The 23,588-nt window shown below is 61.6% G+C and carries 22 protein-coding genes; 11 read left to right on the forward strand and 11 right to left on the reverse strand.

The annotated features are described in order from the left end of the window. The first annotated feature begins 58 nt into the window (after window positions 1–58). Together alaS and ACN0SO_RS19810 are read left to right on the forward strand one after the other, a co-directional pair. Window positions 59–2,722, forward strand: a complete 2,664-nt coding sequence (gene alaS / locus ACN0SO_RS19805; protein ID WP_417680457.1) for an alanine--tRNA ligase — start codon at window positions 59–61, stop codon at window positions 2,720–2,722. Between the two features lie 181 nt (window positions 2,723–2,903). Further along, complete coding sequence (locus ACN0SO_RS19810; RefSeq protein WP_417680458.1) at window positions 2,904–4,196, forward strand: cyclic nucleotide-gated ion channel; 1,293 nt, start codon at window positions 2,904–2,906, stop codon at window positions 4,194–4,196. A gap of 65 nt (window positions 4,197–4,261) precedes the next feature. Here ACN0SO_RS19810 and ACN0SO_RS19815 read toward each other — a convergent pair whose 3' ends face one another. The 6 genes from ACN0SO_RS19815 to ACN0SO_RS19840 form a co-directional block, all read right to left on the reverse strand. Then, on the reverse strand, window positions 4,262–5,683 hold the full coding sequence (locus ACN0SO_RS19815) for a 4Fe-4S binding protein (protein ID WP_417680608.1): 1,422 nt from the start codon (window positions 5,681–5,683) through the stop codon (window positions 4,262–4,264). After that, window positions 5,680–6,522 (reverse strand): FTR1 family iron permease, encoded by an 843-nt coding sequence (locus ACN0SO_RS19820; protein WP_417680459.1) that lies wholly within the window; start codon window positions 6,520–6,522, stop codon window positions 5,680–5,682. The genes ACN0SO_RS19815 and ACN0SO_RS19820 overlap by 4 nt, the downstream gene beginning before the upstream one ends. Window positions 6,523–6,551: 29 nt before the next feature. After that, complete coding sequence (locus ACN0SO_RS19825; protein ID WP_417680460.1) at window positions 6,552–6,911, reverse strand: cupredoxin domain-containing protein; 360 nt, start codon at window positions 6,909–6,911, stop codon at window positions 6,552–6,554. Window positions 6,912–6,974: 63 nt separating this feature from the next. Beyond that, window positions 6,975–7,517, reverse strand: coding sequence for an iron transporter (locus tag ACN0SO_RS19830; RefSeq protein ID WP_417680461.1), 543 nt, complete (start codon window positions 7,515–7,517; stop codon window positions 6,975–6,977). A 250-nt stretch (window positions 7,518–7,767) separates the two neighbouring features. Next, the gene (locus ACN0SO_RS19835; RefSeq protein ID WP_417680462.1) at window positions 7,768–8,985 is read right to left on the reverse strand and encodes an NADP-dependent isocitrate dehydrogenase; all 1,218 of its coding nucleotides are present in this window, start codon (window positions 8,983–8,985) and stop codon (window positions 7,768–7,770) included. Between the two features lie 231 nt (window positions 8,986–9,216). Beyond that, entirely contained in the window at window positions 9,217–9,783 is a 567-nt protein-coding gene (locus ACN0SO_RS19840) for an HdeD family acid-resistance protein (protein WP_417680463.1), read from the reverse strand. Window positions 9,784–9,959: 176 nt separating this feature from the next. Between ACN0SO_RS19840 and ACN0SO_RS19845 the strand changes: the two genes are divergently transcribed. The 6 genes from ACN0SO_RS19845 (at window position 9,960) to murI (ending at window position 14,589) form a co-directional block, all read left to right on the forward strand. Further along, window positions 9,960–10,379: a MarR family winged helix-turn-helix transcriptional regulator gene (locus ACN0SO_RS19845; protein ID WP_417680464.1), complete on the forward strand. Its 420-nt coding sequence runs from the start codon at window positions 9,960–9,962 to the stop codon at window positions 10,377–10,379. A 78-nt stretch (window positions 10,380–10,457) separates the two neighbouring features. Beyond that, a complete protein-coding gene (fabF, locus tag ACN0SO_RS19850) occupies window positions 10,458–11,720 on the forward strand; it encodes a beta-ketoacyl-ACP synthase II (RefSeq protein ID WP_417680465.1) in 1,263 nt (420 codons plus the stop codon). Window positions 11,721–11,784: 64 nt separating this feature from the next. Further along, a complete protein-coding gene (locus ACN0SO_RS19855; protein WP_417680466.1) occupies window positions 11,785–12,363 on the forward strand; it encodes a helix-turn-helix domain-containing protein in 579 nt (192 codons plus the stop codon). After that, window positions 12,360–12,905, forward strand: coding sequence for a GNAT family N-acetyltransferase (locus ACN0SO_RS19860; RefSeq protein ID WP_417680467.1), 546 nt, complete (start codon window positions 12,360–12,362; stop codon window positions 12,903–12,905). Before ACN0SO_RS19855 ends, ACN0SO_RS19860 begins: the two co-directional genes overlap by 4 nt. A gap of 75 nt (window positions 12,906–12,980) precedes the next feature. Beyond that, window positions 12,981–13,793: an RNA methyltransferase gene (locus ACN0SO_RS19865; RefSeq protein WP_417680468.1), complete on the forward strand. Its 813-nt coding sequence runs from the start codon at window positions 12,981–12,983 to the stop codon at window positions 13,791–13,793. 4 nt (window positions 13,794–13,797) lie between these two features. Continuing rightward, window positions 13,798–14,589, forward strand: coding sequence for a glutamate racemase (gene murI / locus ACN0SO_RS19870; RefSeq protein ID WP_417680469.1), 792 nt, complete (start codon window positions 13,798–13,800; stop codon window positions 14,587–14,589). Here the strand turns inward: murI and ACN0SO_RS19875 are convergent. Then, entirely contained in the window at window positions 14,578–16,407 is a 1,830-nt protein-coding gene (locus ACN0SO_RS19875) for an EAL domain-containing protein (protein ID WP_417680470.1), read from the reverse strand. The genes murI and ACN0SO_RS19875 overlap by 12 nt on opposite strands. 477 nt (window positions 16,408–16,884) lie before the next feature. Between ACN0SO_RS19875 and rpsD the strand changes: the two genes are divergently transcribed. From rpsD to ttcA, 3 genes are all read left to right on the forward strand, one after another. Further along, window positions 16,885–17,502, forward strand: coding sequence for a 30S ribosomal protein S4 (gene rpsD, locus ACN0SO_RS19880; protein ID WP_417680471.1), 618 nt, complete (start codon window positions 16,885–16,887; stop codon window positions 17,500–17,502). 228 nt (window positions 17,503–17,730) lie between these two features. Continuing rightward, complete coding sequence (locus ACN0SO_RS19885) at window positions 17,731–18,525, forward strand: dienelactone hydrolase family protein (RefSeq protein ID WP_417680472.1); 795 nt, start codon at window positions 17,731–17,733, stop codon at window positions 18,523–18,525. A gap of 603 nt (window positions 18,526–19,128) precedes the next feature. Beyond that, complete coding sequence (gene ttcA, locus ACN0SO_RS19890) at window positions 19,129–20,112, forward strand: tRNA 2-thiocytidine(32) synthetase TtcA (RefSeq protein ID WP_417680473.1); 984 nt, start codon at window positions 19,129–19,131, stop codon at window positions 20,110–20,112. Window positions 20,113–20,159: 47 nt separating this feature from the next. Here the strand turns inward: ttcA and ACN0SO_RS19895 are convergent, their stop codons facing one another. From ACN0SO_RS19895 to purL, 4 genes are all read right to left on the reverse strand, one after another. Further along, a complete protein-coding gene (locus ACN0SO_RS19895; RefSeq protein ID WP_417680474.1) occupies window positions 20,160–20,432 on the reverse strand; it encodes an antitermination protein in 273 nt (90 codons plus the stop codon). Window positions 20,433–20,698: 266 nt separating this feature from the next. Next, the gene (grxD, locus tag ACN0SO_RS19900; RefSeq protein WP_417680475.1) at window positions 20,699–21,031 is read right to left on the reverse strand and encodes a Grx4 family monothiol glutaredoxin; all 333 of its coding nucleotides are present in this window, start codon (window positions 21,029–21,031) and stop codon (window positions 20,699–20,701) included. A 66-nt stretch (window positions 21,032–21,097) separates the two neighbouring features. Further along, window positions 21,098–21,331 (reverse strand): BolA family protein, encoded by a 234-nt coding sequence (locus tag ACN0SO_RS19905; protein ID WP_417680476.1) that lies wholly within the window; start codon window positions 21,329–21,331, stop codon window positions 21,098–21,100. A 41-nt stretch (window positions 21,332–21,372) separates the two neighbouring features. Beyond that, window positions 21,373–23,571, reverse strand: coding sequence for a phosphoribosylformylglycinamidine synthase subunit PurL (gene purL / locus ACN0SO_RS19910; RefSeq protein ID WP_417680477.1), 2,199 nt, complete (start codon window positions 23,569–23,571; stop codon window positions 21,373–21,375). Window positions 23,572–23,588 lie beyond the last annotated feature (17 nt).

Consider the following 23,588-nt stretch of genomic DNA (forward strand, 5'->3'; position numbering starts at 1 on the left):
AAGAATATCTGCGGGACCGCTCCGCCAGAACCGAGCTACGATCGAGGCAAGACACCGAATGACCGGCGTAAACGAAATCAGATCAGCATTTTTGGACTATTTCGAGAAGAACGATCACACGATTGTCGAGTCCGGTCCGCTGGTGCCGCGCAACGACCCGACGCTGATGTTCGCCAATGCCGGCATGAACCAGTTCAAGAACGTCTTCACCGGCCTGGAAAAGCGCGACTATCAGCGCGCAGCGACCGCCCAGAAGGTGGTTCGCGCCGGCGGCAAGCATAACGACCTGGACAACGTCGGCTACACCGCGCGCCACCACACCTTCTTCGAAATGCTGGGGAACTTCTCCTTCGGCGATTACTTCAAAGACCGGGCGATCGAACTCGCCTGGAACCTGATCACGAAGGAATTCGGCCTGCCGAAGGACAAGCTTCTGGTCACCGTCTATTCGGAAGACCAGCAGGCCTTCGACCTGTGGAAGAAGATCGCCGGCCTTTCGGAAGACAAGATCATCAAGATCCCGACCTCCGACAATTTCTGGACGATGGGGGATACCGGTCCCTGCGGTCCCTGTTCGGAAATCTTCTACGATCACGGCGAGCATATCTGGGGCGGCCCTCCGGGATCGCCGGAAGAAGACGGCGACCGGTTCATCGAGATATGGAACCTCGTCTTCATGCAGTACGAGCAGACCGGGGACGGGCGTCATGACCTGCCGCGGCCGTCGATCGATACCGGCATGGGTATCGAGCGCATCGCCGCCGTGCTGCAGGGTGTGCACGACAATTACGATATCGACCTGTTCCGGGCGCTGATCGGCGCGTCGGTGAACGCCACCGGCGTCGACGCGGAAGGAACGGCGGCGAACAGCCACCGGGTCATTGCCGATCATCTGCGCTCCACCAGCTTCCTGATCGCCGACGGCGTGCTGCCTTCGAACGAAGGCCGCGGCTACGTTCTGCGTCGGATCATGCGCCGGGGCATGCGCCACGCCCATTTGCTCGGCGCGCGCGAGCCGCTGATGTGGAAACTGGTGCCGGCGCTGATCCGCGAAATGGGCCGGGCCTATCCCGAACTGGGGCGCGCCGAAGCTTTGATCACCGAAACCCTGCGCCTGGAAGAAAGCCGGTTCCGCAAGACGCTGGAACGCGGCCTCGGCCTGCTGGACAGCGCGACGGCCGATCTCGGCGAGGGCGGCGAGCTGGACGGCGAGACGGCGTTCAAGCTCTACGACACCTACGGCTTTCCGCTCGATCTGACCCAGGATGCCCTGCGCGCCCGCGGTATTTCCGTCGACACAAAAGCCTTCGATGCGGCGATGGAGCGGCAGAAGGCGGAAGCCCGTGCGGCCTGGTCCGGTTCAGGCGGAACGGCGGAGGAAACCGTCTGGTTCGCGCTGAAGGACAAGCTGGGCGCCACGGAATTCCTGGGCTACGAAACCGAAAAGGCGGAAGGCGTCGTCACCGGCCTTGTTGCCGACGGTGCCGAGACGCAGGAGATTGCCGCCGGCCAATCCGGATTCGTGATCCTGAACCAGACCCCGTTCTACGGTGAATCCGGCGGTCAGGTCGGCGATGCCGGCCTGATGACGGCCTCCGGGGTCAAGGTCCGGGTAACCGATGTCCAGAAGAAGGCTGACGGGCTGTTCGTGCATGCGGTGACGGTGGAAGAAGGCAAGCTGACGATCGGTCTTGCCCTTGAACTTGCCGTCGACCATTCGCGCCGCAGCGCGATCAGGTCCAACCACTCGGCGACCCACCTGGTTCACGAAGCCCTGCGCGAGGTGCTCGGCACCCACGTTGCGCAGAAGGGATCGCTCGTTTCTCCGGAGCGTCTTCGGTTTGACTTCTCCCATCCCAAGCCCATGTCGGATGAGGAACTGGCGGTCGTCGAAGGCTATGCCAACGAGATCGTGCTGCAGAACGCGGCGGTTGAAACCCGCCTGATGGCAGTTGACGACGCGATCGAAAGCGGCGCCATGGCGCTGTTTGGCGAGAAATACGGCGAAGAGGTTCGCGTGGTCACCATGGGAACCGCCCTTCACGGTGACAAGGCCGGCAAGGCCTATTCGGTCGAGCTTTGCGGCGGGACCCATGTCGGCCGCACCGGTGATATCGGCCTGGTGACGCTCGTGTCGGAAAGCGCGGTTGCCGCCGGCGTGCGCCGGATCGAGGCACTGACCGGTGCCGAGGCCCGGGCTTATCTGGACGAGCAGGACAAGCGGGTCCGCGAACTGGCTGCCCTCTTGAAGGTCGGTGCCGGCGATGTGACGGCGCGCGTCGCCCAACTGGTGGAAGATCGCCGGCGGCTGGAGAAGGAACTGGCGGACGCCAAGAAGAAACTCGCCATGGGGGGCGGCGGATCGGGCGATGCGGGGGCCGCGGTCAAGCAGGCCGGCGCCTTCAAGCTGATGGCGCGGGTCGTGGAAGGCATCAACCCGAAGGACCTGAAGGGTCTGGCCGACGATGCCAAGGCGCAACTCGGCTCGGGTGTCGTGGTTCTGATCAACGTTGCGGACGACGGCAAGGCTGCGATTGTAACCGGGGTCACCAAGGACCTGACGGACAAGGTCAGCGCAGTCGATCTTGTGAAGCTGGGTTCGGAAGCGCTAGGCGGGCGGGGCGGAGGCGGACGTCCGGACATGGCCCAGGCCGGTGGACCGGAAGGCGCCAAGGCGGAAGCCGCCGTATCCGCGATCGAGGCCTATCTCGCCGGGCTCTGAAACGCCTGGGTCCTGAAAATGGGCAGTCATGACAGAAAAGGCGGGCCTTGCGGTCCGCCTTTTCGGTTTGATTAAGAGTCATTTTGCAAACCTCAGGGTATTCTTGGGCCAAGATTTGTTTTGCGGCGGGCAGAGACTTGTAATTCCGCAATAATGATTAGGCCGGGAAAGATCGAAAAGCGTGAGAAGAGCAGAATTCAAGCAAACGCTTTACAATATCTTTGAGGATACGGGAAAGGAGCGGGCGGCGGCGCGTGCGGTTCGCCAATTCCTGGTGTTTCTCATAGTGATGAATGTGGCCCTGTCGGTGATCGAGACCGTTCCCGACATTCAGGATTCCTTCGGCCGGCCCTTGAGGGCTCTGCAGCTTGTCTCGGGTGTGATATTCCTGATCGAATATGTGCTCCGGCTCTATGTTGCCGATCTCCACCCCCCGCTACGCCGCTACGGGCCGGTCCTCGCCCGGCTTCGTTATGCCGTCCATCTCGACGCTCTCATCGACCTGATTGCGGTTCTGCCGTTGCTGATGGTTGTGTTTGAATCGAATTCGGCCGTCACCACCCTGGTTGTTCTTCGTCTTCTCCGGTTCCTGAAGCTGGCGCGCTACTCGCCCGCGCTCCGGTCCCTGCTTTCCGCGGTGGCGTCCGAGCGACAGGCGCTCATGGGCTCGACGGTGATTATCTTCGGTGTGGTGCTGCTTGCCGCCACCATGATTTATCTGGTCGAACATAACGTTCAGCCTGAAAAGCTCTCAAGCATCCCCGAGGCAATGTGGTGGGCATTGGCGACGGTGACGACCGTCGGCTACGGCGATGTCGTACCGGTTACGGATCTCGGCAAGGTTATCGGCGGCGTCGTCATGCTCATGGGCTACGGCCTGATCGCCTTGCCGGTCGGTATCATAGCTTCCGCATTTGCACGCGAAATCCATAGCCGGGATTTTGTCGTCACGTGGTCGATGGTGGCGCGCGTTCCTTTGTTTGAGGATCTGAAGGCGACGCAGATCGCGGAGGTGGCAAAGCTTCTGAAGGCCCAGAAAGTCCGTGCCGGCACGGTCATTGCCCAAAGGGGGGATGTCGCCGACAAGATGTACTTCATCTCCGACGGTGACGTGGAAATCCAGCTGGAAACGAAAACGGTCTATCTCGGGGAAGGTGAGTTCTTTGGTGAACTCGCCCTGATCCATCAGCGGCAGAGACAATCGACGGTCACCGCCTATCACGACTGCGACTTGCTAGTTCTCGAAGCCTTTGCCTTGCAGCAACTGATGGACCGGCATCCATCGCTCGCCGCCAAGATCCTTGCGGAAGCGGAACGACGGGTAGAAGAAGGCCGACGTGTCCTGGGAGATCTTGCAGAGGAAGAACTGGAAATGGCGGATGTCTATCCGACCGACCAGGAGGAAGCCGCCAGCGAGCCGGAACTGTTCCAGGAGGAGAAAAAGTCCGGAGAAGATCAAAAGGATCGGGACTGATTAGGCCGTGCGGCGGAAAATCCGTATTCAGCCCCTGAGCCGGCGGGCCAGTTGTGTGCCGCCCGTCACCAGATCCAGAACATCAGTACCCAGGCTGTGACCGGGGCAAGCGTGGCAAGGGCGAAGGCCGTGGTCGCCAACGCTGTGCGCGTCCAGGAGGCGCTTTGCCGGTAAGCGATGTGGCCTGCGAGCCAGAGCGACCACGCCAGCGCGCCTGCAATGGCGGCAAAACGGACCTGAGGCAGCCAGGTCAGATCGAACCCGTCCGCCCTCAGCAGGGTGACGGTGGTCGCCGACAGTCCGAGGATGATGCCGCAGGCGGCGAGCGGGATCAGCGCGTGGCTCAGGTGATGGAAATCTTTCGGGCGCCAGGGACCGGCAAGCCGGACCGACAGGGCGAGCGGCAGAGCGACGGCCACGGTAATCGCGGTGGTCATCAGGCCGATATAGAACAGGCAGACCGCGCCATCGAGGACGGTCATCACGTCATTGTGCCCGGCATAATTCGTCAGCAGCCACCAGGGCGCGGAGGTTTCCAGCGGCCAGATGACATCGTGCTCGATCAGCCAGCGGGCGAAAAACTGCTTGAGGGTGACGAACCAGGGGCTTGAGGACCACTGGAAAGCCGCGGTCGCCGTGCCAAGCAGGCCGACGATGATGAGTGCGCTGTCCCAGATGGTCGCGGTTCTGCCGGAAACGTCGACGATTTCGCTGTTGGGCGCGCGGGCTTCCAGATGAACGGCGGAGCGGAAGCCGCTGCAGCGTCCGCACATGTGGCAGGCAGAGCAGCTTTCCATGGTGCGCACGGGGACGAGCGGGGCACAGTTGAAGGCTTCACGCGCGGCACTTTCCGGCGGGCAGTCCTCCCAGGCCTGGCGGTCGACCGCATAGTGCATCGGCGCGAGCTTCGACAGCAGCCCGAAGACGCCGTTGACCGGGCACAGGTAACGGCACCACACGCGCTTTTCACGGCCATAGAGGAAACCGACGCCGATCGCCGCAACGGTCGAGCCGCCGAGGATCAGCAGGGCCGGTGCGGGATACTGGTAGACGCTGACCAGCTGCCCGTAAACCGTGGTCAGCAGGAAAGCGGCGAACGGCCAGCCGGGCCATCGGACCCAGCGGGGGATCGCCCGCTGGCGGCCGTGCCGGCTGGCGAATTCCGACAGCGATCCTTCCGGGCACAGAACGCCGCACCACAGCCTGCCGAAGATCAGCATCGACAGAAGCACGCCCGGCCACCAGACGCCCCAGAAGACGAACTGGGCGAAGACGGTGATGTTGTTCCAGACATGGGCGGTCCGATCCGGTAGGGGCAACAGGTTCGGGACGATCAGCAGCACCGCGTAAACGGCCACCACGCCCCATTGCACTCCCCTGATCAGCCGTTGATGTCGGCGCATCCAATCGCCGACGGTGGCGAGAACCCGCCTGTGTCGCGGCGGCTTTGCCAGGGCATAGGCACGGGCGGAGGGTATGAAGGTCATGATGCCGACACGGCCGCCATTGCGTTGGACCTGCGCGTCTGCCGGCGAAAGACCATCGCGATCAGACCCCAGTAGACGATCCACGTGCCCAGGGTCGCCGGATCGGGAAAGGCGCGATAACCGGTCAGCGAGGCGACGACACCGCCCAGACGGCTCGCATCGTCGAGCAGCCAGGTCGTATCCCACAGCGGATCCATGTAGGGGATGAGGCCGAGGGAGACGAGGGTGCCGACACCTGTGGTAAACAGGCCGCAGGCCAGCAGCAGAAGAAGAACCTCGGTGACCCTGAAGAACAGGCGCCAGGACAAGACCCGGCCGCCGAGTTGCAGGATGCCATAGGTCAGGGCCGCCAGTGCAATGCCGACCGCCAGGCCGCCGAGGACGGACCAGGTGCCCACGGCAGGACCGGCCGCGAACATGCCATAGAGGAAGACGACGGTTTCGCTGCCCTCACGCGCAACGGCGATCAGGGCCAGAAGGGAAATCGTCCACCAGCGCCCGTCCCGGGCGGCATCGCCGAGCCCTTGTTCCAGGTTGCGTTTCAAGGTGCGTCCGTGCCGGCGCATCCAGAAAACCATCTGGACGATCAGGAGACCGGCGAGAAAGACCAGGCCGGTCTGAAAATACTCAAGCCCCGGTCCGGAGAGAACGGCAGAGGCTTCCAGCAGACCGAACCCGAGAGCGACGGCGGCGGCAAGGCCCGCAAGGACACCGCCCCACAGATATCGGCGACCGCGCGCATAAGCGGCGTCGTGACCGATCCATGCGTTCAGGATGCCGATCACAAGAAGCGCTTCGACGCTTTCCCGCCAGACGATGAAGATGATTTGTGTGGTCATTGGGTCGTTCCCGGCCTTTTGCGCGATGCCTATTGGGCGACGATCACGCCGTGGGCGGTGTCCTTGTCGATGCTGAATTCGTCATAGAATTCATAGGTTCCCGGAGAGAGCCGGCGAATGACGACGAAGGACGTGACACCGGGTCCGAGCACCTTTTCCTTGCGCAGGCGCAGGCTTTCGAATTCGGCAGGTTTGGTGCCGGCGTTACGGATGACGATCTTGAAGGTCGTGCCGGCTTCGACTTCGAGCCGGTTCGGCGTGACGACGCCGTCCTTCAGTTCCAGGTCGTAGGTTTTCAACTCCTCCGCGAAAGCAGGGCCAGCGGACATGGAAAGGGTCAGGGCGGCGGCGAGGAGGAAGGCGGTCGGGAAAAAGCGTTGGGTGGACATGAGGTGTCTGCCGAAGTGAGGCCCGGAGCCTTGGGAGCGCCGGGCCGGATCATCCTGTCGAGGTTAGTAGGCGCCTTTCTTGCCGACGCCGGAATAGACGAATTCATAGGTCGTGGTGAAGGGCTCGAACCATGGAGCGACGCCGGTTTCCTTGTCCACGTGGCGGCCGAACCCGGAGCCCGGAGGGGCAACGTCGAAGGTCAGCTTGTACTTGCCGACGCCCATCAGCTTGACGTTGTCGCCGTAATGCGGGCCGTCGCTGGCAACCATCGCCATCAGCATTCCGGATTGCGTCTCTCCGTCGTTTTCCTTGGTCAGCGTGTATTTGATGTTGAGGTAAGGCACCCATTCGCCTTCGGCGAAACCGTTCTTGTTGTTCGCCAGGGCGTGGATATCCGCCTCCAGATGGATGTCGGTCTGATCCGCGGGGCGCATCATGCCTTCCGGTTCCATCGTGACCGCCTGGAGATAGACGGCGGCAACTTCAAGTCCGCCGGCTTCCTGGGGAACCCCGATCGGATATTCGATCGCATATGCCGGAAGGGAAAATGCCAATGCGGCGACGGCGGCGCCAATCGCGCCTGTCCTGGAACGTGTCCGGCTCATTTTCGGAAGCCCTCTCTTGCGAGTTTAAAACGGCTTCAGCGCAGAGCGGTAACGTTCCGGGCCGAAGGCCGTCGAATTTAACTTGAGGATTAAAGGCAAGTTTTCGCAGGCGTTCAAGGCGCGTCTGGATGATTGGACAAGATGTCGCAATCGCGAGAGTTCCAATGGCGAGGAACCGGCCGGTTCGACGGGCGGAGACAGGATCTCCGCCCGTTGATGCAATCCGCAGAAGGGTGCCAAAAAAGGCGAGCTACGACGCCGCCATCACCTTCTGCAGGTTCTCGTCGATCTTGTCGAGGAAGCCGTTGGTGGTCAGCCAGCCCTGGTCAGGGCCGACCAGAAGCGCCAGATCCTTGGTCATGTAGCCGCTTTCGACCGTATCGATGCAGACCGTTTCCAGGGTTTTGGCAAATCGGGCAAGCTTGTCGTTGCCGTCGAGCTTGGCCCGGTGCGCCAGGGCGCGGGTCCAGGCGAAGATCGAGGCGATCGGGTTGGTCGAGGTCTGCTCGCCCTTCTGGTGCATACGGTAGTGCCGGGTCACAGTGCCGTGGGCGGCCTCCGCTTCGACCGTCTTGCCGTCCGGGCTCATCAGAACCGAGGTCATCAGGCCGAGGGAGCCAAAGCCCTGAGCCACGGTATCGGACTGGACGTCGCCGTCATAGTTCTTGCAGGCCCACACATAGCCGCCGGACCATTTGAGCGAGGAGGCCACCATATCGTCGATCAGGCGATGTTCGTACCAGATCCCGGCCTCGGCGAACTTGGCCTTGAACTCCGCGTCGTAGATTTCCTGGAACAGGTCCTTGAAGCGGCCGTCATAGGTTTTCAGGATGGTGTTCTTGGTCGAGAGGTAGCAGGGCACCTTGCGCTGGAGCGCGTAGTTGAACGATGCGTGGGCGAAATCGCGGATGGACTCGTCCAGATTGTACATTGCCATGGCAACACCGGCAGACGGGGCGTCGAACACGTCGTGCTCGATCTCGGTGCCGTCGTCGCCGACGAACTTGATAGTCAGCTTGCCCTTGCCCGGGAAATGGAAGTCGGTGGCCTTGTACTGGTCGCCGAAGGCATGGCGGCCGACGATGATCGGCTGGGTCCAGCCGGGCACGAGGCGCGGCACGTTGCGCATGATGATCGGCTCGCGGAAGATGACGCCGCCGAGAATGTTGCGGATCGTCCCATTGGGCGAGCGGTACATGCGCTTCAGGCCGAATTCCTCGACCCGGGCCTCGTCCGGCGTGATGGTCGCGCATTTCACGCCGACGCCGTGTTCCTTGATGGCATTGGCGGCTTCGACGGTGATCCGGTCGTCGGTGCGGTCGCGCTCCTGGATGGAGAGGTCGTAGTACTTCAGATCGATGTCGAGATAGGGATGGATCAGCTTGTCCTTGATGAACTGCCACATGATCCGGGTCATCTCGTCGCCGTCGAGTTCGACGACCGGGTTGTCTACCTTGATCTTCGCCATGGTTTGCTGAGACCTCGTGCTTCGGGATAGGAGAAATCGGGCCTTGGGAGACACGCTTCGGCGTTTGTATACCGATGTACGCAATCAAATACCACCCCCACGCAGGGGAGGATTTGTACAAAGGCTAACAAAGCCTGTCGTGTTCGCAATCGGCAGTTCGGGCAGGTGCGTGGAAACCACACACCTGCCGGTTCCGATTCAATCCATTGCCGGGCTTGTCCGGCCTTCCCGTCAGGACGATTTCATGGCCTTGGCGGCAAGAGCGATCGCGATGTAGCTCCAGCCGTTGAGCATGACCGAAATGCCGGCGATCAGTCCCAATGCCCAGGCGGCAGAGGAGGGGAGTTCCCACCAGATCATGAAGCCGGCCAGAATGGCGATCACGCCGGCGAAGGCGACCCATCCCCAGCCGGAATGGGGTTTGATCTTGAAGGCCAGCAGCAACTGGCTGACGCCCTGGGCGATGAAGACCGCCGCAATCACGAGGGTCAGTGCGAATGTCCCGGCCAGAGGGTTGGTATAGATCACGATGCCGCCGATGACCGCGATGACGCCGACGATCATGCTCCAGAGAAAGCCGGACCAATTCTGGGTCCGGAAGGCTTGAATGATCTGGAACACACCGCCGACCACGAGAACCGCGGCGATCAGCAGGGTCACCGCGATCGAGGAGGCGAGAGGTGCGGCGATGAGAATGACGCCGCCGAGAACCAGAAGAATCCCGAGGGCGAGGATCCAGCCCCAATTGTGTTCGATTTTCTGCTTCAGGTTCTGAACGTCCTGGGACATTTCGGTCATGGAGGCCTCCGCGGTCATGTTGGGCAAGGGCAGATTGTGAAAACTGCCATGCAGGTGCCACTATAGCGGACAGGCGGGGGAATTACACGTTTGTTCAGGTTCCTCCACCGGTGGATTTCGAATGCCGGCAGACAGGCTCTTGACCGAACTGTGTATATGCACAGATAAAGAGGGTCATGATCAAGGACGATTTTTCTCTGTGCATGCTGGCCAATGTCCGCCGCGCGGCCCGGGCGGTCAGCCGGCGTTATGACAGGGAGGCCCGTAAGCTGGGGATGACGGCGGCTCAGTTTTCCGCCCTGACACATATCCGGGAAGGCAAAGGCAGGACGACCGGGGAATTGGCCGAACTCGGATCGATGGACCGGACCACGCTGGTGCGCAACATCGCGCTCTTGCAGAAGAAGGGACTGGTCCGTGTCCTGGAGGCGGACCGGGGCAACGGCAAGGTCTATGAACTTACCGACAAAGGTGAAACGCTCGTCAAGGAGGCCCTGCCGTTCTGGCGCAAGGCGCAGGCAGATCTCGCGGAAGAAATGGGTGCCGAGGCATTCCGCGACACCATCAAATCATTGAAAATTCTGTCGAAGGTTTAGACACCTCAACACGTTGGACGTTGTCGCAGGCGGATAAACGCCTATTTGAAATGTGTATCTACACAGTCTGGAGGACTTATGAGAAAGATCGTTGTGACGGGTATGGGGGTGGTTTCGCCGCTCGGCGTGGGGCTTGAAGCCTTCTGGCGGCGTGTCTGCGACGGGGCCAACGGGATCCGGCAGATCACCCGCTTCGATGCGGCGGAGTTCGCCTGCAAGATCGCCGGTGAAGTGCCGACTGCAGCGGAAGACCCGGACGGTTTCGATGTCGACAAGTTCCTGGAGCCGCGCGAACAGAAGCGCATGGACCGGTTCATCCACTATGCCATCGCCGCTGCCGACGAGGCCCTGGCCCAGGCAGGCTGGTTTCCGAAAAAGGCCGAGGACCAGGAAGCGACGGGAACGATCATCGCCACCGGCGTCGGCGGCTTTCCGGCGATGACGGCCGCGGCCCGGCTGGTGGCAGACCGCGGGCCGCGTCGGGTCTCTCCCTTCCTGGTGCCGTCGTTTCTCGCCAATCTGGCGAGCGGCCAGGTGTCCATCCGTCACGGCCTGAAAGGGCCTCTCGGCGCGCCGGTCACGGCCTGTGCCGCAAGTCTCCAGGCCATCGGCGATGCGGTGCGCATGATCCGCAGCGGCGAGGCCGAAGTGATGGTGGCCGGCGGTACCGAGGCCTGCCTTGATCCGGTGTCCATGGCCGGCTTTTCCGCGGCCAAGGCGATGTCCACCAAACGCAACGACGATCCGTCCCACGCTTCGCGTCCCTTCGATCAGGACCGGGACGGCTTCATCATGGGCGAGGGGGCCGGCATCCTGGTGCTGGAGAGCGAGGAGCATGCGCGGGCACGGGGCGCTGAACCGCTGGCCGAGGTCACCGGTTACGGCACGTCGGCGGACGCCTATCACGTGACGGCGTCGCCGCCGGACGGGGAAGGTGGGCTGCGGGCCATGCGCAAGGCGCTCCAGATGGCACGGCTTGAGCCTAAGGACATCGGCTACGTCAACGCCCATTCCACCTCGACGCCCGTGGGCGATGCGGCGGAGATTGCCGCTCTGACCACCCTGTTTGCCGGACGGGCCAAGGATCTGGCCGTTTCCTCCAGCAAATCCATGTTCGGTCATCTGCTCGGTGCGGCCGGCGGCGTCGAGGCGATCGCCTGCGTCAAGGCGCTAACCTCCGGATTGTTGCCGCCGTCGCGCAATCTGGAGACGCCGGACGAGGCGCTCTCCCGGTTCGAGCTGATCCCGGGAAAGGCAATTACGCGCAAGGTGGACCATATCCTCACCAATGGCTTCGGCTTCGGCGGGGTGAACGCCAGCGCGGTGTTCTCCCGCGTCTGACGCAGGTCAAACAGCCACATAATCAGGCTTGCAATATTCTCATATTCGGGATTAATTCCCGAATATGAGAAATGAGGATGGCAAACCGCTTCCCCCCGATGCCGCGCTGGCAGCACGGCTGACCCGTCTGCGGCAGGCGCGGAGCTGGTCTCTGGAAGAGCTTGCCGAACAGAGCGGCATAAGTCGGGCGAGCCTGTCGCGCATCGAGCGCGGCCAAACCAGTCCGACCGCCCATGTGCTCGGACAGCTTGCAGCTGCCTATCAGATGCCGATGGCGGCCCTGTTTTCAGGGCTGGAGGACCCGGGCGAGGATCTTGTTTCCCACGCCGTTCAACAGGAATGGGCCGATCCTCAAACCGGTTTTCGCCGGCGGAACGTCTCTCCGGCCAGGACCGGCTACAAGGGGTCGGTCATCGAGGGCACGCTGCCGGCGGGTCGTGAGGTGACTTATTCCGACACGCCGATACCGGGCCTTGAACATCATCTCCTGCTTCGTTCCGGGCGCCTTGAAGTGGTACTCGGCGAGGCCTCCCATGCGCTGGAGGCGGGAGACTGTCTGCGGTTCAAGCTGACAAGCGGCAACAGCTACCGCGCCCCCGGTCCGGAGGACGCGCATTATCTCCTTTGTGTGATTACACCATGACCAAGCCTGCCTTCACAATTCTGCCTCCAATTGAATACCTGACCGCGGATCGGGCGGAAGCGGAACTTGCCGCGCTGGGCGAGGTGCTATGGGCCTGTGTCCAGGGAGGTGCCGGGATCGGTTTCGTGCTGCCGTTTGAAAAACAGGCGGCAGAGGCCTTCTGGCGCAGCCGTCTGGCCGGCCTTCGTGCCGGAGAGAGACACCTTCTGGTCGCCCGCATCGACGGCAGGATCGTCGGGACGGTGATGCTGGAACTGGCGCCACAGGACAACGGCCGCCACCGGGCGGAGGTCGCCAAGCTGATGGTGCACCCGCAGGCAAGACGTCAGGGCCTTTCCCGAAAGCTGCTGGCCGCGGTGGAAGGCCTGGCCCTGTCACTGGGGCGCACCCTTCTGGTTCTGGATACGGTGACCGGCGATACGGCGGAAGGTGTCTATCCGAAAGCCGGCTACAGCCGGGTCGGGGTCATCCCCGGTTATGCCCATGCCGCCAGGGGTGGGCTGGACGCGACGACGGTGTTTTACAAGCAGCTTGGGTCTTGAGCCGGAGGATGGACGGGGCTGGCAATTGTCGTGCCCTCTTCCCATTCCACCGGGCTTCGGCTACATGCCCCTCCCATGAGCAGAAACGCAAATATCCGGGACGAGGCGCGGCAGGTGGCGGTGAAGCCGCCGGCGGTCATCCTGTGCGAGCCGCAGCTTGGCGAGAACATCGGCACGGCTGCGCGCGCCATGGCGAATTTCGGTCTGACCGATCTTCGGATCGTCAATCCGCGCGACGGCTGGCCGAGCGAAAAGGCGCGGGCGGCCGCCAGCCGGGCGGACCATGTGATCGATCATGTGCAGGTGTTCGACAGCGTCGAGGCCGCCATAGCCGACCTGAGCTTCGTCTATGCGACGACCGCCCGCTCGCGCGAGGTGGCAAAGCCCGTGCGCGGGCCGGACGAGGCGGCGGCAAAGGTGGTCGGGCTCGGCGCCGACGGTTTGGCGACCGGCTATCTCTTCGGTCGCGAACGCTGGGGGCTCAACAACGACGAGGTCGCACTTGCCGACGAGATCGTGACCCTGCCGGTCGATCCGGAGTTCGCCTCCCTCAACATCGCCCAGGCGGTTCTGGTCTGCGCCTATGAATGGCGCAAGACGGCGACCGCGGGGGCGCTGCCCTTCCGCCTGAGTGAAGAGGAAAACCCGCCGGTTTCCAAGGATGATCTCTTCCGTTTCTTCGATCACCTGGAAGGCGCGCTTGATGGCGTGACTTTCTTCAGACCGCCCGAAAGACGCCCTCATATGGTCAGAACCTTGCGCAATATCTTCCAGAAGGCGCAGCTTTCCGATCAGGAAGTCCGCGCCTTGCGCGGGGTCGTGGCCGCTCTTGAAAAACGCAGGACGCGCCCGCGACCCGAGGAAACGGACGACGAACAGGAAAATTGACCAAATGACCCAGGCAGACCGGCCAGTTCTCGTTTTCGATTCAGGGATCGGAGGTCTGACCGTTTTGCGGGAAGTTCGCCTGGCACTGCCCTATGAACGGCTACTTTATGTCGCTGACGACGGGGGGTTTCCCTATGGCGCCTGGGACGAGGAGCCGCTGAAGGCGCGGCTTTTGGAGCTGTTCGGGGGCCTGATTGGCGAACACGATCCGAAAGCCATCGTCATTGCCTGCAACACCGCGTTCACGCTCGCCGGGGCTGCCCTTCGGGCGGCCTACCCGGAAACCCGCTTCGTTGGTACGGTACCGGCGATCAAGCCTGCGGCGGAGCAGACCCGCTCGGGTCTCATTTCCGTGCTGGCGACGCCCGGCACCGTCAAACGGGCCTATACGCGTTCGCTGATCGACACCTTCGCCAGCCAGTGCCATGTCCGCCTGGTCGGCTCCGACCGGCTGGCGGAACTGGCGGAACGGCATGTGCGCCGTCAGGCGGTCGATGATGAAGACCTGCTGGCTGAAATCGGAGACTGTTTTCTGGAGCAGGAAGGCCGACGGACCGATATCGTCGTGCTTGCCTGTACCCATTATCCGTTTCTCGCCAACCGGTTTCGGCGGATTGCGCCCTGGCCGGTCGACTGGCTCGACCCGGCGGAGGCGATCGCCCGTCAGGTCTACCGGGTGCTGGACGGCGACATGAACGGCGCGCCGTCCGCCAAGCCGGACGTCGCCATCTTCACGTCCGGGACGAACGCGCCCGAACTCAGCCGCTTTCTCGCAGGATTCGGATTATCCCTTTGAAACGTCGACGGTCTCGTAGGCGTCAAGCGTGCGAACCGCGAGGCCGTCGTCGGAGCGCTTGGCCTCCCGTTTCAGCGATGCCATGGCTTCGTTGAGCTGATCGGGATGCATTGTCGTGTTCGCCGGCAGGGAGAGGATCGAGATCGAACAATCGAGTAGCGAGAACAGGCGATTCGAGCCGAACCGGTCCACGGCCTCGATATATCCCTGTTCGCGGTGTTCGGGTTCGTAAAAGCTTTCCACATCCGATTTGAAGGCGCGCTTCAACGACAGCATTTTGGCTGCGATTTCCGTCTGGTCGCCGGACAGGAATCCGGCAAAGAAATCGTCGCCGCCGATATGGCCGCGGAAGGTGCCCGATCCGGTCACGAAGCGCTGCAGCAACTCGCCGAACAGGATGATGGCCCGGTCGCCCTGGCGGTAGCCGTAGGTGTCGTTAAAGGGTTTGAAGTTGTCGAAGTCGAAATAGCACAGGTGGCGCATGGTGCTGCGCGGCCGGGCGGCATCGATGATGAAACGGTCGACAGCGCCGTTGCCGGGAAGCCGTGTCAGCGGATTCTGATCCTGGGCTTCCTCCAGACGCTTTTCGTGGATGATCTTCAGAAGCGACGTGGCGGAGAGAAAGCCGACATAGCGAAAGTTCTGGGTAATCAGGATGCCGTCTGAATTCAGCGACGAGGCGAAGGTGACCAGCAGCATGTCCGCATTGGAATCGATGTCGGCGATCGGGCAGGAGCGCACGAAGCTCCGGAGCGGCAGGTCCAGAGCGGCGTCATAGTCGTCCTCGTCCGAGCCGCCGGCATAAAGATAGGCCTTGAGGTCGCGTTCATGGATCAGGCCGCGCGGTTCGTTGCTGGAATCGACGACCGGAATGACGCTGATGTCCTGATCGCTGACGAAAAGATCCAGCAGGTCGCGCATGGAGGCGTCGAAGGGAACGGTCGGAAGTTCCAGAAGCTCGTTCCGGATCCGGGTTTCCTCCTCCTGGCGTTTGCCGCCGAAGACCGGGCCGCGGATATGATCGTAAAACAGCTTGGCTTGGGATTTTTCGATAAAGGGCCGGGCGACATAATAGCCCTGGATCATGTCGCAGCCGGCGTCCCGGCACGCCTTGTATTCCCTTTCGGTTTCCACACCTTCCGCGACCACGCGGGCGCCGAGCACATGGGCCAGGTTGGCGACGGTGGTGACGAACATCTTGCGCCGGGGATCGGCATCGATGCTGCTCAGAAAAAAACGGTCGATCTTGACGTGGTCGGGTGAAATATCGTGCAGGAGGCGCAGGTCGGAAAAGCCGCGGCCGAAATCGTCAAGGGCGAGGAGAAATCCTCTCTGGCGCAGGTTGCTCAGGGCATGATCGGTAATGTCGCAATAGGCATCCTTGTGGCGTTCGGAAAGTTCCAGACAGATCTGGCTGGGAGACAGGCCGAACGGGGGAAGGGCGTCATCGAGCTTCATTCGGAGGTCGTCGCCGTGACCCAGGCCCCGCCCATCGATGTTGAAGAAGAGCTTGGTGCCGCGGGCCATTGGCAGATGGCAGAAACCGGTCAGTGCCTTTTCAAACAGGCGGTATTCCAGTTCTGCGAGAACACCGGCGTTAAACGCGAAATCGAACAGCTGTTCCGGATACCTGAGACCGAGTTCGTCGAGATTGCGGACAAGGGCTTCATAGGCATAGACAACGCCGCTGCCCAGATCGACGATGGGCTGGAACGCGTATTTTACGTTATCGACAATATGATTTACCGCCAGGCCACGGGCAGCTATCTCGCGCAGTTGCTCGAAGTTATTCAGCGTATGTTGTACGGCGGGGCTCAATGTGGTGCCTCCGGACGAAATCCGCGAAGAATTCGGTCACAAACTATGTGACCGTCGACCTCCCGAATTTTGACAGTGTGATAATTGTGGCGATACTGCGGATATGCACTTAAAAATTTCTAAATGAATGCATTAATTCTACCGCTGGTAGTTGATTTCTGAAACGCCGGACCGCAGATTTCTGCACTTTAACTCCATATTGCGATGCAAAACGTGTACTGAGTGCGCGTATCCTCGGTTGTGAGTCGGTTGAAGTCCCGAGTGAAGCGTCGACAAAGATTGACATTCAGGCCTGCTTTGGGTAACACGCCGCGATCCGTGAGCGTCATGCTCGCGGACAACACGCACCCGTGGGTATCCGGCCGGCGCAGTCTAGCCAGGTCCCTGTCGGTCTCTCCTTTTCAGGATACGTCCGGAAGAGAGACAAAGGAGGGCGCGTTTCCTTGTAAGAACAACGCGAAATCAAAGGAAACCGCGATGTCGAAGCGCCATAGCGTAAAGTACAAAATCGACCGCCGGATGGGTGAAAACATCTGGGGTCGTCCGAAGAGCCCGGCCAACAAGCGTGAATACGGTCCCGGCCAGCACGGTCAGCGCCGCAAGGGCAAGCTGTCCGACTTCGGTGTTCAGCTCCGCGCCAAGCAGAAGCTGAAGGGCTATTACGGAAACATCTCCGAAAAGCAGTTCCGCAAGGTTTATGACGAGGCGTCCCGTATGCGCGGCGATACGTCGGAAAACCTGATCGGCCTCCTGGAGCGCCGTCTGGATGCCATCATCTACCGCGCCAAGTTCGTGCCGACCGTGTTTGCATCGCGCCAGTTCGTCAACCACGGCCACGTGAAGGTGAACGGCAAGCGGGTCAACATCCCGTCTTACCGCGTCCGTCCGGGTGACGTGATCGAAGTCCGCGATCGGTCCAAGCAGATGGCTCTGGTTCTGGAAGCCGTGCAGTCCGCGGAGCGTGACGTGCCGGATTACATCGATGTCGATCATAACAAGATGACCGCGACCTACACCCGCGTTCCGGCTTTTTCCGACGTGCCGTATCCGGTGCAGATGGAACCGAACCTGGTGGTCGAGTTCTACTCGCGCTGATCGGGCAGCGGAAACGGGCCACCGTTTCGAAAAAGCCTTTATCGAATCGAAAACCCCGCCGATCTCCGGCGGGGTTTTTGTTTGTCTGGGTCTTGCCGTAACGGAACCGTGACTGCCATCGGGGGCATAGGCACTTTATGACCGCCGGTGCCAAGCCTATGTTTTTTCTGTTTGACGGTGCCGCGTGACCGCAAGGGTCGGGTACATCCAAAAATGGAGGGACGACAGATGCAGAAGATTTTCCGGTTTGCCGTGGCTTTGGTTCTCGCGGGCGGTGCAGGGCTTTCCGCCTTTGGCGCACAGGCCGAAGTGCAGACGAAGACCATCGAATACCAGGACGGCGATACGGTGCTGAAAGGCGTGCTTGCCTGGGACGATGCGATGTCCGGCAAGCAGCCGGGTGTGCTGGTCGTGCATGAATGGTGGGGATTGAACGACTATGCCAAGTCGCGCGCGGAGGCGCTGGCGAAGGAAGGTTATGTGGCTTTCGCCCTCGATATGTATGGCGACGACAAGGTCACCGAGCACGGCAAGGAAGCCGGCGAATGGATGAAGCAGATCACCTCCAACATCGACGCCTGGCAGGCCCGCGCACAGCGCGGTCTCGATGTACTGAAGGCTCAGGACAACGTGGACGGCGCCAAGGTGGCCGCGATCGGCTATTGCTTTGGCGGGGCGACCGTCATGCAGATGGCCTATGCGGGGGCGGATGTGAAGGCGGTGGTCAGCTTTCACGGATCGCTGCCGCCGGCGCCCGAAACGGTGACGGAGATCAAGCCGCAGGTTCTGGTCGCCCACGGGCGGGACGATGCCTTCATTCCCGCAGACCGCATCGATGCGTTCCAGAAAGGGCTCGACCGGGCGGGCGCCGACTGGGAAATGATGATCTTTTCCGGGGCACGCCACGGCTTCACCAATCCGAATGCGGGCGACTACGGCATGGACAATCTCCAGTACAACGAGACCGCGGACAAACGGTCCTGGGCGGCGATGCTGGAGGTCTTCGACGAGACGCTGAAATAGACATCAGGAAGCGGCCCCACACTCTAACCGTCATCCTCGGGCTTTGACCCACTCCTGTCGGGTTTAGCTATGATGTCTTTCTTCAAGCATTTGACATATCACTGGAATTCCGCATCCGGGACAAAGTGGACAGGAAAAACAGTCCGGCTCACTCCCGTCTCCCCGCTTGAGGGGGAGATGTCGGCGTGAGCCGACAGAGGGGGGTGAAACGGTGCCGCATTTTCGAAAAAGCCGAATTTTCCGAGAGACTTATACCCCCCTCTGTCTCCTGACGGAGACATCTCCCCCTCAAGGGGGGAGAGGAATACAAGCGGAAAAGCCAGGGTTCCAACACATTCGGCGTTAAACCGGACATCAGTGGGCTTGACCCGAGGATCCATGCCGTAGCCTTGTCTCAAGGTACTTCAAGGCCGTATCGTGAGGAAACGGCATGGATGCCATGGTCGAGCCATGGCAAGACGGACGAGGGATAGTCTGCGGGAGCCACCGCTGCCGCTCCTGGAACCCAAGCGCCCCCACCCATTAAAGCAAAAGAAAATTTGCTCCGGTTCCGCCATTCCGATATTGAGCGGCAAAGACGGATTCCGACGCCCGAGACGAGATATGGAAAAGCAGACGTCCTTGCCCGAAGCCGAGATCGACGACAGTCCGCGCGCGGAGCAAGCTGCTGCGGATGCAGACGTTCCGGCCCTGTTCCGCAATGCGCCGACGGGTGTCGAGTTCAAGAAACTGCGCAAACGGCTGTTGCGTCAGGCGCGCCAGGCGATCGACGATTTCGCCATGCTTCCGAAGGAAACAGGAGAAAAACCTGCCAAATGGCTGGTCTGCCTGTCAGGCGGTAAGGACAGCTACACGCTGCTGGCGGTGCTGATGGAGCTGAAATGGCGGGGGCTCCTGCCGGTCGAACTGATCGCCTGCAATCTGGACCAGGCGCAGCCCGGCTTTCCGGCCCATGTGCTGCCGCAGTTCTTTAAGGACAACGGCATCGAGCACATCATCGTGCGCGAGGATACCTATTCGATCGTCACCGACAAGATCCCGGCGCACCGCACCTATTGCTCGCTGTGCTCCAGGCTCCGGCGCGGCATTCTTTACCGGATTGCCCGCGAACAGGGCTGCGAGGCCATCGTGCTCGGCCATCACCGGGAGGACATCCTGGAAACCTTCTTCATGAACCTGTTCCACGGCGGGCGGCTTGCCTCCATGCCGCCGAAACTGGTGAATGACGAAGGCGACTTGCTGGTCCTGCGCCCATTGGCCTATTCGGCGGAAAGCGATATCGAGAGATTCGCCAGGGGTATGGCGTTTCCGATCATCCCCTGCAATCTGTGCGGCTCGCAGGACGGGCTGCAGCGCGAAGAAATCAAGCAGATGCTGCAGGGCTGGGAAAAGCAGTCACCGGGCCGTCTCGGGGTCATGGCGCGTGCGCTTGCCCACACACGGCCGTCCCATCTGCTGGACCGCTCGCTCTTTGATTTTATCAATCTGCGTCCGGGAGGCGGTTCGGTTGAGGATGGAACCGGCGAGGCGGAAGAGCCTTGCGGTGCGAGCCTTGCGATGACGGCAAAGCTGTTCGCAGCGGAATAAACGGGGTGTGCGGCGTTTGGCGTGCGGGTCGCCCGCCGTACGCTCTGTTATCGCACCGTGGTCTGGCCGTCAAAGCCGCCCATGGGCTGGTTGCGGACGAGGATGACCAGTCCGGTCTCGGACGGTGTCGCACCGATCTTCGCCACACCGCCGTAACTGCGGCAAACGTCATCGGGGGATGTTCCGCCCTGAGGAGCGAACACCGTCATTCGCGAACAGTCGATGCGTCTCAGATCGGTGTCATTCTGCTGGCCTGAGGCCGAGCCGTAGACCACTCCGGCCAGTGCTGCTGCCGCAACTGCAACTGTGACAATCCTCATAGTCCCCGTTCCCCTGTCGTTGGCGATCTGCCTCTAACCCGGCAATCGACCTCTGCGTCATGAACGGAGAATGGCGGTACACGACTGAACTGACCCTGAATCCGGCATTCACCTAGGGTTCATCATAGACGATTCGAGTAAATCGGCAAAAATTGCCTGGTTTTGACATTCGTTCCGCGTGTGGAGAAATGTGGACGGACCGAAAAACAAAAGGGCGGACAAGGTATCCGCCCTTTGTACTGAACGAATTTTGGTGCCCCGTTTCCTCAGGCGCTCTGCTGAACTTCGATGCCTTTTTCGGTGAAGGCTGCCTGGAGCTCCTTGTTCTGGAACATTTCGCGGATGATGTCGCAGCCGCCGACGAATTCGCCCTTGATATAGAGCTGCGGGATGGTCGGCCAGCTGGCGAATTCCTTGATGCCCTGGCGCAGATCGTCGTCTTCGAGAACGTTGATACCCTTATAAGGCACGCCGACGTAGTCGAGGATCTGTACGACCTGTCCGGAGAACCCGCACTGCGGGAAATTCGGAGTGCCCTTCATGAAGAGCACGACATCGTTGGTTTCGACTTCGTTCTTGATCCAGTCCTGGATGCTCATGATGTTCCGTCCTTTTTTAATTCTGCTGCCGTTCGTAGCTGATGCTGAACAAACGTTACGCCGGGCTTAGTCCGGCGCCGATGTCTGCAGGGCAAGCGCGTGAAGCTCGCCGCCCATGTTGCCCTTCAGGGCCTTGTAGACAAGCTGGTGCTGCTGCACCCGGCTGATGCCCCGGAAAGTTTCAGAGACGACATTGGCCGCATAGTGGTCTCCGTCGCCGGCCAGATCGCGGATCTCGATCTTTGCGTCGGGCAAAGCCTCCTGAATCAGGGCTTTGATCTCATTCGCATCCATGGGCATTTTTTATTGTCCTTCCCGCACTCTCTTTCCCCACACGGCCGTTACGAAGCGGCCATGTAATTCGGGAACCAATTCTCGTGCGCTTCCTTCAGCTTTGCAATGGATATGGTGAGGGTACCCTCAACAGTCAAATCCTTACCGCCGGTCGCGCCGATGGGATCCGCCGGGATCCCCTGTTCGGCGGCATCCTTGAGCAGGGCATCCAGCTTGTCGGCCGCAACGGTGACGACATAGCGCCCCTGGTCCTCGCCGAAGAGTGCAGCGTGAGCCGGGCCTTCCAGCTTGACGGTTGCGCCGATACCGCCGGTCATGGCCATTTCGGCCAGAGCGACGCCGAGACCACCCGACGAGATGTCGTGCACGCCGGTGACACGGGCGCCGCCGATCAGCTGGCGGACCAGGTCGCCGTTGCGCTTTTCAGCTGCCAGGTCGACCGGGGGCGGGGCGCCGTCTTCGCGGCTCAGAACATCGGCCAGATACTGGGATGCGCCGAGGTGGGTTCCCTTGCCGCCGATGACGACGATGGCATCGCCCTCGTTCGCGAAGGAAGCGCCCGCGCGCACCGAAACGTCGGGTAAAAGGCCAACACCGCCGATGGCGGGCGTAGGCAGGATCGCTTCGCCATGGGTTTCGTTGTAGAGCGACACGTTGCCGGAGACGATCGGGAAGTTGAGTTCCCGGCAGGCCTCGCCGATGCCTTTGATGCAGCCGACGAACTGGCCCATGATCTCCGGCTTTTCCGGATTGCCGAAGTTCAGGTTGTCGGTCGCAGCCAGAGGCTCGGAACCGACCGCGGTCAGGTTGCGCCAGACTTCGGCGACCGCCTGCTTGCCGCCCTCGAACGGATCGGCTTCGCAGTAGCGCGGGGTGACGTCGACGGAGAAGGCCAGGCCCTTGCGTGTGCCGTCCACACGGATGACGCCGGCGTCACCGCCCGGTGTCGCCATGCTGTTGCCCTGGATCAGCGTGTCATACTGCTCATAGACCCAGCGGCGCGAGGCGCCGTTTGCACCGCCGACCAGCTTCAAAAGGGCGTCTTCGTAGCTCTCCGGTTCCGGAATGTCATTTGCGGCCAGAACCGGACGCTTCTGCCATTCCACCCAGGGGCGGTCGTATTCGGGCGCCTCGTCGCCGAGTTCCTTGATCGGCAGGTCGGCAACCACGTCGCCCTGGTGCTTGACGATGAAGCGCAGGGTGTCGGTGGTCTGGCCCACGATGGCGAAGTCGAGGCCCCATTTCCTGAAAATGGCTTCGGCTTCCTGCTCCTTTTCAGGGCGCAGTACCATGAGCATACGCTCCTGGCTTTCCGACAGCATCATTTCGTAAGGGGACATCTGTTCCTCGCGCACCGGTACCTTGTCCAGGTCCAGTTCGATGCCGAGGTCGCCGCTGGCGCCCATTTCGACCGCCGAACAGGTCAGGCCGGCCGCGCCCATGTCCTGGATGGCGATGACCGCACCGGTGCCCATCAGCTCCAGGCAGGCTTCCAGAAGGCATTTTTCGGTGAAGGGATCGCCGACCTGTACGGTGGGGCGTTTTTCCTCGATGGTGTCGTCGAATTCAGCTGAAGCCATCGTGGCGCCGCCGACGCCGTCACGGCCGGTCTTGGCGCCGAGGTAGACGACCGGCAGGCCGACGCCTTCCGCCTTGGCCAGGAAAATCGCGTCGGATTTGGCAAGACCGGCGGCAAAGGCGTTGACCAGGCAGTTGCCGTTGTAGCGGGCGTGGAACTCCACTTCACCGCCGACGGTCGGCACGCCGAAGGAATTACCATAACCGCCGACGCCGGAAACGACGCCGGACACCAGATGGCGGGTGCGCGGATGGTCGGGTGCGCCGAAACGCAGGGCGTTCATGGCCGCCACGGGCCGCGCGCCCATGGTGAAGACGTCGCGCAGGATGCCGCCGACGCCGGTTGCCGCGCCCTGATAGGGCTCGATGTAGGACGGGTGGTTGTGGCTCTCCATCTTGAAGACCACCGCCTGGCCGTCGCCGATATCCACCACGCCGGCGTTTTCACCGGGGCCGACGAGCACGCGCGGACCGGTGGTCGGCAGGGTCTTCAGCCATTTCTTGGAGGACTTGTAGGAACAGTGCTCGTTCCACATGGCGGAAAAGATACCGAGCTCGGTGAAGGTCGGCTCGCGTCCGATCAGTTGAAGGATGCGCTCGTATTCATCGGGCTTCAGGCCATGGGAGGCGACGAGTTCGGGCGTGATCTTGATGTCGTTGGGGATCATGTCGGTCCGGATCTCTG

The sequence above is a fragment of the Roseibium sp. genome, assembly GCF_048260565.1.
In the GTDB taxonomy this organism is placed as follows: Bacteria; Pseudomonadota; Alphaproteobacteria; order Rhizobiales; family Stappiaceae; genus Roseibium.

Excerpts from the sequence above, each read along its gene's own strand:
- alaS (WP_417680457.1), top strand. The coding sequence starts at position 59 with ATGACCGGCGTAAACGAAATCAGATCAGCATTTTTGGACTATTTCGAG.
- ACN0SO_RS19815 (WP_417680608.1), bottom strand. The coding sequence starts at position 5,683 with ATGACCTTCATACCCTCCGCCCGTGCCTATGCCCTGGCAAAGCCGCCG.
- ACN0SO_RS19820 (WP_417680459.1), bottom strand. The coding sequence starts at position 6,522 with ATGACCACACAAATCATCTTCATCGTCTGGCGGGAAAGCGTCGAAGCG.
- ACN0SO_RS19825 (WP_417680460.1), bottom strand. The coding sequence starts at position 6,911 with ATGTCCACCCAACGCTTTTTCCCGACCGCCTTCCTCCTCGCCGCCGCC.
- ACN0SO_RS19830 (WP_417680461.1), bottom strand. The coding sequence starts at position 7,517 with ATGAGCCGGACACGTTCCAGGACAGGCGCGATTGGCGCCGCCGTCGCC.
- ACN0SO_RS19835 (WP_417680462.1), bottom strand. The coding sequence starts at position 8,985 with ATGGCGAAGATCAAGGTAGACAACCCGGTCGTCGAACTCGACGGCGAC.
- ACN0SO_RS19840 (WP_417680463.1), bottom strand. The coding sequence starts at position 9,783 with ATGACCGAAATGTCCCAGGACGTTCAGAACCTGAAGCAGAAAATCGAA.
- ACN0SO_RS19845 (WP_417680464.1), top strand. The coding sequence starts at position 9,960 with ATGATCAAGGACGATTTTTCTCTGTGCATGCTGGCCAATGTCCGCCGC.
- fabF (WP_417680465.1), top strand. The coding sequence starts at position 10,458 with ATGAGAAAGATCGTTGTGACGGGTATGGGGGTGGTTTCGCCGCTCGGC.
- ACN0SO_RS19855 (WP_417680466.1), top strand. The coding sequence starts at position 11,785 with ATGAGAAATGAGGATGGCAAACCGCTTCCCCCCGATGCCGCGCTGGCA.
- ACN0SO_RS19860 (WP_417680467.1), top strand. The coding sequence starts at position 12,360 with ATGACCAAGCCTGCCTTCACAATTCTGCCTCCAATTGAATACCTGACC.
- ACN0SO_RS19865 (WP_417680468.1), top strand. The coding sequence starts at position 12,981 with ATGAGCAGAAACGCAAATATCCGGGACGAGGCGCGGCAGGTGGCGGTG.
- murI (WP_417680469.1), top strand. The coding sequence starts at position 13,798 with ATGACCCAGGCAGACCGGCCAGTTCTCGTTTTCGATTCAGGGATCGGA.
- rpsD (WP_417680471.1), top strand. The coding sequence starts at position 16,885 with ATGTCGAAGCGCCATAGCGTAAAGTACAAAATCGACCGCCGGATGGGT.
- ACN0SO_RS19885 (WP_417680472.1), top strand. The coding sequence starts at position 17,731 with ATGCAGAAGATTTTCCGGTTTGCCGTGGCTTTGGTTCTCGCGGGCGGT.
- ttcA (WP_417680473.1), top strand. The coding sequence starts at position 19,129 with ATGGAAAAGCAGACGTCCTTGCCCGAAGCCGAGATCGACGACAGTCCG.
- ACN0SO_RS19895 (WP_417680474.1), bottom strand. The coding sequence starts at position 20,432 with ATGAGGATTGTCACAGTTGCAGTTGCGGCAGCAGCACTGGCCGGAGTG.
- grxD (WP_417680475.1), bottom strand. The coding sequence starts at position 21,031 with ATGAGCATCCAGGACTGGATCAAGAACGAAGTCGAAACCAACGATGTC.
- ACN0SO_RS19905 (WP_417680476.1), bottom strand. The coding sequence starts at position 21,331 with ATGCCCATGGATGCGAATGAGATCAAAGCCCTGATTCAGGAGGCTTTG.
- purL (WP_417680477.1), bottom strand. The coding sequence starts at position 23,571 with ATGATCCCCAACGACATCAAGATCACGCCCGAACTCGTCGCCTCCCAT.